Source organism: Dethiosulfovibrio russensis (assembly GCF_021568855.1).
GTDB classification, from domain to species: domain Bacteria; phylum Synergistota; class Synergistia; order Synergistales; family Dethiosulfovibrionaceae; genus Dethiosulfovibrio; species Dethiosulfovibrio russensis.
The window spans coordinates 305065-315802 of sequence record NZ_JAKGUG010000002.1 but is presented as its reverse complement, the minus strand read 5'-3'; the positions used below and the strand labels follow the sequence as shown (position 1 = coordinate 315802).

Annotated in this window: 7 protein-coding genes; 2 read left to right on the top strand and 5 right to left on the bottom strand. The window is 50.0% G+C overall.

All coding sequences use genetic code 11. The features are described from left to right. Positions 1–336: 336 nt before the first annotated feature. From L2W48_RS03280 to L2W48_RS03260, 5 genes are all read right to left on the bottom strand, one after another. Complete coding sequence (locus L2W48_RS03280; RefSeq protein ID WP_236099209.1) at positions 337–3603, bottom strand: SNF2-related protein; 3267 nt, start codon at positions 3601–3603, stop codon at positions 337–339. Beyond that, the gene (locus L2W48_RS03275) at positions 3576–5090 is read right to left on the bottom strand and encodes an EH signature domain-containing protein (RefSeq protein WP_236099210.1); all 1515 of its coding nucleotides are present in this window, start codon (positions 5088–5090) and stop codon (positions 3576–3578) included. The genes L2W48_RS03280 and L2W48_RS03275 overlap by 28 nt, the downstream gene beginning before the upstream one ends. 3 nt (positions 5091–5093) lie before the next feature. After that, positions 5094–5831 carry an OmpA family protein gene (locus tag L2W48_RS03270; protein ID WP_236099211.1) on the bottom strand — a complete coding sequence of 246 codons (738 nt, stop codon included), beginning with the start codon at positions 5829–5831 and terminating at the stop codon, positions 5094–5096. 17 nt (positions 5832–5848) lie between these two features. After that, positions 5849–7810, bottom strand: a complete 1962-nt coding sequence (locus L2W48_RS03265; RefSeq protein WP_236099212.1) for an anti-phage protein ZorA-like protein — start codon at positions 7808–7810, stop codon at positions 5849–5851. A 379-nt stretch (positions 7811–8189) separates the two neighbouring features. Further along, complete coding sequence (locus L2W48_RS03260) at positions 8190–8738, bottom strand: DJ-1 family glyoxalase III (RefSeq protein ID WP_236099213.1); 549 nt, start codon at positions 8736–8738, stop codon at positions 8190–8192. 222 nt (positions 8739–8960) lie between these two features. Here L2W48_RS03260 and panB point away from each other — a divergent pair, with 222 nt between their 5' ends. Together panB and L2W48_RS03250 are read left to right on the top strand one after the other, a co-directional pair. Beyond that, a complete protein-coding gene (panB, locus tag L2W48_RS03255; RefSeq protein WP_236099214.1) occupies positions 8961–9833 on the top strand; it encodes a 3-methyl-2-oxobutanoate hydroxymethyltransferase in 873 nt (290 codons plus the stop codon). Positions 9834–9868: 35 nt separating this feature from the next. Then, positions 9869–10723: an alpha/beta hydrolase family protein gene (locus tag L2W48_RS03250; protein WP_236099215.1), complete on the top strand. Its 855-nt coding sequence runs from the start codon at positions 9869–9871 to the stop codon at positions 10721–10723. The last annotated feature ends 15 nt before the right edge of the window (positions 10724–10738 follow it).

The window sequence follows — 10738 nt, the reverse complement described above, 5'->3', positions numbered from 1 at the left end:
GAGATATAGGTTCCAGACACCCTGTCCATACGGGAAAAATCCAGCTCGTCTATCCATTCTTCCTTAACGAAACCGGTCAAAAGATCCCGTACCATCTCTTTATTGGAAAAAAGCTCTTTATATCCTAGATCCATCTGTCCCATGACTACATTCTAGGACAACAACGGTCTTGCCACAAGAACCGGACCCCGCGAAGCATTGTTCATGGGCCTGCTGACTCGAATATCAATGTGCGAAACATAGTGGACAGCACCTTCGGATACCTAGTCTAAAGGTGATCTCGTTCAAAAAGACATTGGGACCCGTTTAGAGTATCAAATAGTCCATTTCATCCCTTTAAAACCGCTCGTCCTCTTTGGCATGGAGGTCCGGCCAAGTGACGGGATAGCGATCTAGAAGACCCTGCAACTCTTGCCTATCGATGAGCTTAACATCATTCTGCGCGGCCAGTTCGCAAATTTCCTGAGGATACCCCCTGTTCGTTACGATGCACGGAGCAAGTCCCTGTCCAAATTGCTCCCGATAATATCCCAGCCCTTTAAGGAGTTCTATAAGGGCAGGTTCGCCAACAGATTTTTCGCACTGCTCGGCCTTGAATAGATATCCCTCACCATCCTTAACGGCAAGCACATCAGCCCCACGGCTGGCTTTTGAGGAGATGAGATGGGTCTCGTATCCTTGCAAAGTCCAAATAACTGCAATCATCGCTTCAAAAAACTCCTGCGACATGCTGTCTAAGTTCTGCTCTGTGACCCGACGTGGAGAGCTAATCGTCCTGGATGTCTCTTTAGTCAAATCCTCGAAAAGATCTGTCGGATTAACTTCGATCCTTTCCGTCGGAAAGAGTGTACCTTTAGCCAAGTCCATCTTCATCCTGAGGCGTTCATCGAGTATTTCGTCGAATGATTGAAATCCCTGCCCAGTTGCCATGGGGTAGTAAACGTACACGTCTCTTTTCTGTCCGATTCGATAGGCGCGATCAGTAGCCTGGGCCTCTTTGGCGGGATTCCAATGTCTGGAGTAGTGGATGACATGGTTCGCCTCGGCAATGTTCAGACCAAATCCTGCCGCAAGGGGTGAGATCACGATTGCCTGAAAACCTGGGCGAGACTGGAAAAGATCCACCGCCTTCTGACGGCTCACTTCACCTCGTTTGGCAAGGATCGGACTCGCCGGTGTCGATCCGTTAATGATCGACACATGCTCCATCGGTAAGCCGAAGGCTTCGGACAAGATCTTTTGAAGGAGTTCCTGGATCGGCCGACGCAGAGCGAATAGAATAACTTTCTCCCCTTTATCTCTAATCTGCCTGAGGATCTCCATAGTCACCTCCAACTTTGCGGAGGTCTCAATCAGCTCTGGGTAAGGGCGTTCCTTGTGGAACCCCTCGCCCATCTCAACCAGATAGGGATGATCGGAAATATCCCTAAGCTTATTAAGAGTCTTTAAAATAATCCCCTGTGTCTTCTCATTGTTTTCGCGAGCAAGCGCAAGACGGTCTACCGTTTCTTGGTAGACCTGGCTTTGATGCGGCGTCATGGGTCGTGGAAACTCTTCAACGTATTTGGATGGCAGATCGTCCAAGATATCCTCTTTCAGGCGACGCTTGAAAAAACAACCCAACTTCCCCTGCAATGCCTCGCCAATGGCACGAATGTCTGTGTCAGGATCCTGAAGCGGCCGCTGGTAGGTTTTGTTGAACTCTTTGGCACTGCCCAAGAGACCTGGCATGATGAAGTCCGACAAACACCAGAGATCGACCAGGGTATTTTCGACAGGCGTGCCCGTAGCAGCAATCCGCACTCCCGCTTTCAACGCCTTAGCGGCATTGGTCACTAAAGTCCCCGGAGTTTTTATTTTCTGGGCTTCGTCGAGAATCGTAACCGCCCAATCGACGGCACAGAAAAACCTTTGCCGTTTACGCATAGTCTCGTAGGTCGTCAGATAAATCGCTTTCGGGAGTTTAGGGACATTATGCTCCGTATCCTTGGGGGGTAAGACACTTCCCCTCTTCCCGTAGAGGGGATTCACCCCCAAAGCCCCGTCTGGAAAAAACTTGATATACTCTTTCTTCCAATTTTCCAGGAGGGCAACCGGTGCAACGACCAAATAAGGTTTCCCTTCCGTGTTCCGAACGGCATTGTGCCACTCGACAAAAGCCAGAATCTGGAGCGTCTTACCAAGCCCCATATCGTCGGCAAGCATGGCGCCGACCGAAGCTTCATCATGAAAGCGAGAGAGCTGCTGAAGCCAGGCGACACCTTCCTGCTGATGTGGAAGAAGAGAAAAACCCTCCCCTAGATTCGGGGGCATTTCGTAGATATGTTCCAGACCTGCAGAGGTGGGGGCTGTTTTAGCAAAGTCCAGGGTTTCAACGTTTTCAAAAATAATGAGAACATCGTTGCGCGTTTTTCCAGCACTATCCCCCTTAGAGACAGCTTGTGCTTTCGAATCTCCACGCAGACATTTTTCGGCTCTGCTGTAGAGATCCTGGGCTCGCTCCAAGGGAATACCGAAATCTCCCCACGTAACTCTCTCATCGCTATTTTCCACTGCCTGTGCTATTGCCGTCGAGAGAAGGTCCAGGTCCTCTTCGTTCTTCACAACGATCTTCTGCTGCCCGCCAGTCTCATCCTCTGTCATCAAGCCTCCAAACCACATTGACTTATACGGCATGATGAACGAATAATATTTCGGCTTGTAGCAGCCGATCTCTCGTACCCTGTCGCTGAAGGAGTCCAAATCCACCAAATCGGGGTCAAAATACTCCTCGGGATGATCGATGAAGTTCTCTTTTTCTTCAGGAGAGACATAACGATGACGCTTGATCTTTTTCAGCTCTCCCTTTTGGGCTTCAGAGAAAATCACTCGGTGTCGAGAACCATCGGGAAGCGACTCTGTGTAAATATCTCGGGGTTTTTTAGCAACCTGCCTCTCAAAACGCTGGCTATCTATGGAGATCTCGGGAAGTTCGGGGGCAACGGAGATCCCCTCCCCTTCCCTGGCAAGCTTGATTCCCAGCTTTTCGGGCACATCCACCTGAGTTTCTGCGAGAAGAGGTTCAAGCTCGGCCCCGCCCTCTTTAGCAAGATCCTGAATGACCTTTAGTGCTCTCAGGTTAACAGCTAAATCTTTAGGCCCATCAAATGCGTTCGCCTCTGTAAGCACTTCACAGAGTTTAAACAGATTCAAAGGGAGAGTGTATGCGGGATTTTCATCTTGAAACAGAAGAGAACCACACCTGCCCAGAGGGAGTTTTTCCCCATGGTAATGGACGTAAAAACCCCAGTTGAAGCGAAACTCGGAATCCTGAAGATCTCCCTCCGATTCAATTCTGACGACAAATGGGAAAAGGTCAGGAAGACCGAGCATCGTCATTTCGTGAGATGAAAGGGCAGATACAGCCTCGTGGGAAACGAGGAATCCATCTCCCCGCTCTTCAGCCGAACCGTTATCGGCCAATTCACGAAGAAGGCTTAAAGCTAGAGCCTCGGAAAGATCCTGTTTTCCAGTGTCCTTTTCCATCGGTTTCGGGAAGAATACTCCATCAGGGACAAGTTGGAATGAAGACATCATCACACCCCCACCTGCGTCTTCAGCCATAAAGCAAGCGTTCTTTCCCAATCTGCATAATGGAAGAACCTGCCTTCTTCCTGATATACCTCGGATATCCGGGGCATATCCGTCTTTTTGATATCAAAAACGCTAAGCGATTCCTCCGCATCGTTTTCTATCACATCTTCAAGCCGTTTCAGTCCGTATTTCCCAAGATTCTCCCTCTTGTAGACGTAAAAAGCGTTGCCTCCCGTGCTGAACTCGATCAGAAGATAGTCCCCCGCAGTCATCACCAGGACAGCCCCCGTTCCCCTAAGCTGGCTCAAGCGAGTCCCCATTTGATTTATAATTCTTGAATCTTCTCTCAGACTATTTAGATCACCCTTATTACAAAAAATTCTGACCGATAGCTTCTCCGCATAGGGCAGCCAGAACTCCTTGCGGTCATTGTTGATCATAATCTTTTCAAAGAAAAGGGAAATGAGAGACTCGCTGATCCAGCGATTCAGGATATCCCTCGCTAGATCGAGAGCTTTCTTTTGCCTTTCACCGATCCCAGGCCAACCACCCCAATTGGCCTTGATATAGGGATCGCCGACCTTACGCATAGCCAGTTCCTTGATACGTTCCTTCCAGGACGCACCCTCACTAGGATGTTTATCTATCCAGACGATTATAGGAACGAGGATCCTGCGGAGGTCCGCGCCAATAAAGCGCTTTTCGGCCAACTTCACCAGGGAAGGAAGGACTCTGTTCAGTTTCTCCGTTTGACCCGCTTTATCGATGGCATACGGTCCACAGATAGCATCGATAGTATACGCAGCGACTTCAAAGAAATAGCTTGTGGCTTTAAGAGAATTGACGAAAAAAGGCAGCGATGTAAACCGATCCGAGGATTTCATATGGTCCGGATCCAGGAAGGACTCTAATTCTTCATGTGAGGCTTTAAGAATTTCCAACGAAAGCAAATACGGGCCTTTCTCCTCCAAAAAATAGAAATGTTCCTTCTGGAGCAAACGAACAAAACGATTTTTGTCATTGCTGATAGCTAATAGTTGTTTCAATGACGCCTGAAGGAGTTTTCGATTACCTGAAGGGATCTGGCTCCATTCTGAAAGCAGCAAATCGAAGAGGATCCGCAAAAAACGCCTTTGCGGCATGCTCCCAATAACTTCAAGGGCCAATGAAAAGTAAGGACTTTCCATGATGGACTTCGGACAAGCCTCATCTTTGTAGCTGAGAGCCCAGGCAAGATGTTTTACGTCTCTATGCCGGAAAAACCTTTGTTTCAGGCCATCGATCCCATGAGGAGCAAGATCGATAAAACTGGTAGCCACGGCCGCAAGGTCGGCGCCTGCCGGAGGCTTCCCGCTTCCAGCACAATTTTCCTGAACACGCTGCATAACCACAGATGCCGAATGCACAATCTCTTTAGTTTGACTTGAAACCACATTTCGCGCTTTTGCAGAAAATAACTTCGATTCGAATTGAAAGTTCAAGAGTTGGGATGCTTTTTCAGAAGACAGGAGACTCATTAGTTATCGACTCTCCTTCTGTATGGAGTCCCTCCAGCGTTCAAGGAAGGCGGCAATCTTTTCCTCTGCATTGGTCCTAACTCGGAACTCGACACGACGAGAGGCGCTTTTGTTTTCCACCCCATCCTTTAGAATAAGCTGGCTCGACGAAAGTCCATTGGCGGTAATCTTGCTGCGAACCCAGTCTTTGAGGTCTGGATCGCCAATTGTCGCGAGAGAACTCCGAAGAACGTTACGGGTTCTATTCTGGGATAGTTCCATATTGAGGAAATATGCCATCTCCTGGTCTTCCTTCCCCGTCCATTCACTGGAAGTGTGCCCTTCGATGCGAACTTCCTCGATAGATTCTTTATATTTCGGAGAGGAAAGAATCGTGACGTATCTCGGGAAGAAATCGCTGATGATCTCAGAGAAACGCCCCTTTACGGCATCTTTTCCCTGATCAAAAAGCACTTCCGGCTCGGTAAAGCGCAACGATAGAGTGTCTCGGTCCAGAACCGCAGACCATCGGGGTAAATCCATTTTGAACTCTTCGTTCAAATCCTGATAGAGCTCCTCCCGGAGAAGACGATAATCCTCTGCGAAGCTAACCTTTTGCTCAAATTCGTCTTCAAGACGCAGTAATGTCGAGGCAAGAATAAGGACAAAGACTAGGAGGAGCCCCGCCATCAAGTCTCCTGTCGATTGGGCAAAGGGATTTTCTTCATCGTGGGAAAGTAAGATGGCTGTCTTTTCTTTCATTAGAACGACCTCGGATTCTAGCTTTTCACCAGATCTGGCTCACGAATCCCGTCGGAGACCTTCCCCAGATATTCTTCGAACTCTTCCACCGTGCTTCCAAGATCTCCGACAGCTGTTTTAAAGTGATCCGAAAAAGCAGAAAGAGTGCTGTTTAGATTCGTCTCCACGCCTGCCTGGTACTGCTGAAGCCCTTCCCCAATCTGCTCGAAAATCGATTTGAGTCCCTGTTCGATAACCTGAAATTTTTCGACATAGCTTTGATTCAAATTCTCAAGCCTTTCAAGCTTTTGGGAGACCTGCGCCGAAATGATCTCACGCTGAGCTGCGAGTTCTTTGCCCTCTAGCTTCAAATCGGAGATGAGCTGAATCGCCTCTGACTGGACCCTTTGTATGTTTTTCATAGAGCCATCCATTTCCGTACCCACTGCGCTGATTTGAGCAAGTGTTTCATGAATTGACTGCGCCGAGGTATTGAATTTCCCCTGAGCCACACCAGCCTCTTTTATGACATCTCCCAGAACACGTCCCGCGTTATTAAGTTCCTGAAGAGTTTTGTTCTGTTCTGCCAGAATTTCGTTCATACTATCTTTAAGTCCCTGAGTGACTTCTCCCAGAACGTTGACACCGTCCCGAAACTGATCTCCCAAGGCACTGGCGGCTCTATTGGCTTCTGCGCCAAGATGCCCTGCCGAAGCAGCCAAGCTTTTTTCAAGCGTCTCTGCGCTGGCCAGTAATTTTTCAGACGCAGTCTTCATCGTATCGACTATTGAAGAAGAAATCTCCTTCGCATTCCCAACCGACTGCCCCGATGCCTCCGACAGATCCTTCGCCATGGTTCCCACTTCTTCGCGGAAGGAACCCACTGCCGACTGAAATTCCCTGGGGACCGACTCTAAGGCCTCGCCTGACCGGATCATCAGCTGTGCAAGCTCCTGTAGTTGATCCTGGGTACTGCCTGAAACTGTCTCCTGAAGCTGTGTCATCATGTCCATAATCCCATTCTGGAGCTGATCCACTATGAGTAGACTGATTTCCTCGGTCGATTTTCCTTTTTCCTGCCGCATCTCCTGAATAGCCGTCGAAAGCTGCCCCAATGTGTTTGACATGGAATTTGAAATCGCATCACCGATCACTTCGGCGAAGTCGGTGGAAAAATTCCCCAAAGATTGACTCTGTTTTTTTGATTCCTGAAGAAGATCTCGAAAGAAGTGAGACGGCCTCGTTTCCTGACCTTCCTGGTTGAGGGTAAAGAGACGCTCAAGAGAGTCTGTCACACATTCCTTGATCGTCTGCTGCTCCTTTTCCTGGAGAATCTGTGCCTCTTGAGCAGAGGATAATTTAAAGAGATGATTCAAATGAGCAATCAGCTCTGCGGTTGAACGGTGGAACCGCCCAAATGCCCATTTTTCAACAATGTTGAAGACAATCGAAAGCAGCATGCCCCAGATAGAAGTCGCAAATGCAGTGTTCATCCCAGCCAAAAGCTGAGAGATACTCCCCCTTATAGCCTCCGTGCTTCCTGTATCAAAACTGCCGACACCATAGGTCAGACCTACAAACGTCCCCAAAATTCCCCAGCCAACGAAAATCCCAGGAAGCACTGTCCAATAACGAATATTCATACATCGATCCAAAACCCGATTCGCCCCAAAATATTCGTTTGAGTCTTCCGACGTCTTTTCCATTTCATCGAGTATGTAGACAAAACTCGCACGATAGTCACGCCAGACCGCTAACAAATCACTAGAGACCTGAACCGTTTCCGGCACAGACTCAGCAGCTGGAGTCTGTTTTATGATTTGGAAATAATCCTTATCAAGAGACAATAATAACTTCCATAAAAAATAGGCTAAGGAGCCTCCTGCGAAAATCAATGAGACTAGAATGAAAAAGGCCGTAATCGAATCGGCTGAAAAACTATGAAAATCTGAGAGGGAAAATGGCACCAATAGGTTGTAAATTTCAAGTATTAGATGCATTGCTTAACCTCCACGACAATAAAAAATTTACCTTACGCTCTTTATGGTTACTATTAACCCAAGTCACTGTTTTGACTACGAATAAGGAAAGCCAGCTCCAACAGAGCCATCTGAACCTGGCCGACAAACCTGTGGTTTGTTTTTACTAAATGCTACATCCAATAAATCTATTTCGCAATTGTTTTACACATAAAAAATAAGGTCCAGAAAGAGCGACAAGTGGGAACAGCTTTTGTCATGAAGTCTCGAACTCCTCACCATGCCTGCGAAGAAAAATCCCATTCCGTTACCTCTGCACCGCTGAACTGGAGAGCTAGTTCTACAGGGCCTGCCAAGTCGAGCAGACCCCGCAAAGATTTACCTTAATAAAGACATACTCTCACAGCACCAACGGAATCAAAAAGGCCTTCGCAACCGCGTCGGCAACTTCCTTTCCCTTCAGGATTTCCAGGAGCCTCAGTGCGAAGAACGGGGTCACGGCAGGCCCCTTGGCGGTGGTTATGTGACCATCGGTCTCGACCATGTCGGAACCGATCGTGGCGCCGGTGAGCCATGACTCCATGCCGGGGTAGCACACGGCCCTTCGTCCTTTGAGAATTCCCGCCTTGCCGAACACCGCCGGAGCCGCGCATATGGCGGCCAGCTTTTTGCCCTCCGAATCATAACGGACCACCAGATCCAACAACCCTCGGTGCTCCGTATACGCCACGGTTCCGCCAGGGACCACCAGCATATCGAAGGTCCGGTTCGCCACATCGTCGAAAAGGGCGTCCGCCGTGACCGGCACGCCGTGCTTCCCCTTGACGGTCATGCATCCTGTCAGGGACGTCGTGGTCACGTCCACATTTCCCCTTCGCAGTATGTCCACCGTCGTGAGGGCCTCGGTCTCCTCGAAACCGTCCGTCAGAAAAACCGCAACTTCGATCATCGTGGATCACCTCTCATACAGTTTTAGGCAGCCGTCTAAACCGCCATCTCCTATCATACTACCGGATTCATCTGCCAACCACGGATGAAATAAGTATCCGCTTCGTTCGGATACCTATTTTGTCGGCAAAGATTCTCTTTTCTCAGTTGACCGAATTAAGCGAAAGGCATATATTCCTGTTACCCCTAGAAGGTAATATGGATAACGTGAGGAGGAACCGATATGGCTAAGAAGAAGACCCGATTGGACTTTGTGAAAATGAAGAGAGAGGGAGAAAAGGCGACCTGGATAACCGCCTACGATTTTCCCACCGCTTCCTTCGCCCAGCAGGCCGGGATGGACATGATCCTGGTTGGAGATTCCATGGGTATGGTGTTGCTAGGCTACGACGGCACCGTTCCCGTCACCATGGAGGAATGCCTGATACACTGCCGGGCGGTCCGCCGGGGAGCCCCCGACCTGTGGTGCATGGGAGATATGCCCTTCGGTTCATACCAGGTATCCGACGAGGACGCCGTGATCAACGCCATACGGTTCCTGAAGGAGGCCGATATGGACTGCGTCAAGCTGGAGGGAGGACGCAGGGTCTGCTCCAGGATCAAGGCCATAACCGACGCGGGCATTCTCGTATGCGGCCATATAGGGCTGACGCCTCAGAGCTCCGGACAGCTCGGCGGCTTCAAGGCCCAGGGAAGGGACCCTGAAAGCGCCAGAGAGCTTATAAAAGACGCCATCGCGGTACAGGACGCCGGGGCCTACGCCCTTCTGCTGGAGGCGGTTCCGCCGGAGCTTACCGAGTTCATAGCCAAAAAACTGGAGATACCCGTCTACTCCATAGGTGCCGGAGCTCCCTGCGACGGACAGCTCATAATCTGCGGCGACATGCTGGGGCTGTTTCAGGCCTTCACCCCCAAGTTCGTCAAGAAATACGCCAACGTAGCCGAGGTGGAGATAGCCGCCTTCAAGGAATACGTCCAGGACGTAAAGAAAGGCCGTTTCCCCACGGACGACCACGTCTACCACATTCACGAGGGCATGGAGGAGGATTTCCAGTCCATGCTGAGAGAGTTCGACCTGCCCACGGGAGTGGTTTGACTTTGACGTTATAGGGGGCATAAAGGAGAGAGAGCATGAACTTTAACTGCATCTGCAAAGACCCTGATTTTTCCGACCCTAGATATCCGGCCGACCTGCTGGACCTGACCATACCCAGCCACGGAAGCGACCTGTACGGAATAATGTACACTCCTCAGGGAAGAGGCCCCCATCCCACTGCTTTGATACTGCACGGATTCCCCGGAAGCGAGCAGAACGTGGATCTAGCGCAGATCCTCAGGAGAGGCGGCTTCAACTCGGTCGTGTTTCACTACAGAGGTTCGTGGGGCAGCGAGGGAGATTTTTCCTTCCAACACGTCCTGGAGGACACCAGGGCGACGGTAGAATACCTCATGGATCCGATCAACAGAGAACGATACATGATAGATCCCGCCAAGTTCGTCCTGATCGGCCACAGCATGGGAGGATTCGCCGCCCTGATGACCGGGGCGGAGATGACCGAGGTCGACAGGATAATAGCCATAGCTACCTACAACCTGGGAGCGGTGGCGAAAGAAAGGCAACGGGAGAACAGGGACGAAAGGTACGCGAAGGACACCTACGAGATGTTCATAAACTGCACCAGGCCGCTCAAGGGAACCAGCCCGGAAACTCTTCTGGACGAGATAAAGGAGAAAGCCCAGGAGTGGGATCTAAGAGAACTGGCACACCGCCTCAAGGGCAAAAAACTGCTGACCATAGCCGGATCCAGAGACGACGTGTCTCACCTGGAGATACACCACAACCCCCTGATGACGGCGCTTAGAAAGGCGGGAGTGACCACGGCAAAGGACGTGGTGATGACCACCTCCCACTCGTTTCACGACAAGAGGATAGCCCTGGCGGAGGCTATCCTTAAGTGGCTGAGCTCGGATATACCGATACGCTGAAAAACTGAAAGAGGA

What these genes read in the sequence shown, in the direction of transcription:
- L2W48_RS03275 (WP_236099210.1), bottom strand. Translation starts at nt 5,090, where the DNA reads ATGAGTCTCCTGTCTTCTGAAAAAGCATCCCAACTCTTGAACTTTCAA.
- panB (WP_236099214.1), top strand. Translation starts at nt 8,961, where the DNA reads ATGGCTAAGAAGAAGACCCGATTGGACTTTGTGAAAATGAAGAGAGAG.
- L2W48_RS03280 (WP_236099209.1), bottom strand. Translation starts at nt 3,603, where the DNA reads ATGGCTGAAGACGCAGGTGGGGGTGTGATGATGTCTTCATTCCAACTT.
- L2W48_RS03265 (WP_236099212.1), bottom strand. Translation starts at nt 7,810, where the DNA reads ATGCATCTAATACTTGAAATTTACAACCTATTGGTGCCATTTTCCCTC.
- L2W48_RS03270 (WP_236099211.1), bottom strand. Translation starts at nt 5,831, where the DNA reads ATGAAAGAAAAGACAGCCATCTTACTTTCCCACGATGAAGAAAATCCC.
- L2W48_RS03250 (WP_236099215.1), top strand. Translation starts at nt 9,869, where the DNA reads ATGAACTTTAACTGCATCTGCAAAGACCCTGATTTTTCCGACCCTAGA.
- L2W48_RS03260 (WP_236099213.1), bottom strand. Translation starts at nt 8,738, where the DNA reads ATGATCGAAGTTGCGGTTTTTCTGACGGACGGTTTCGAGGAGACCGAG.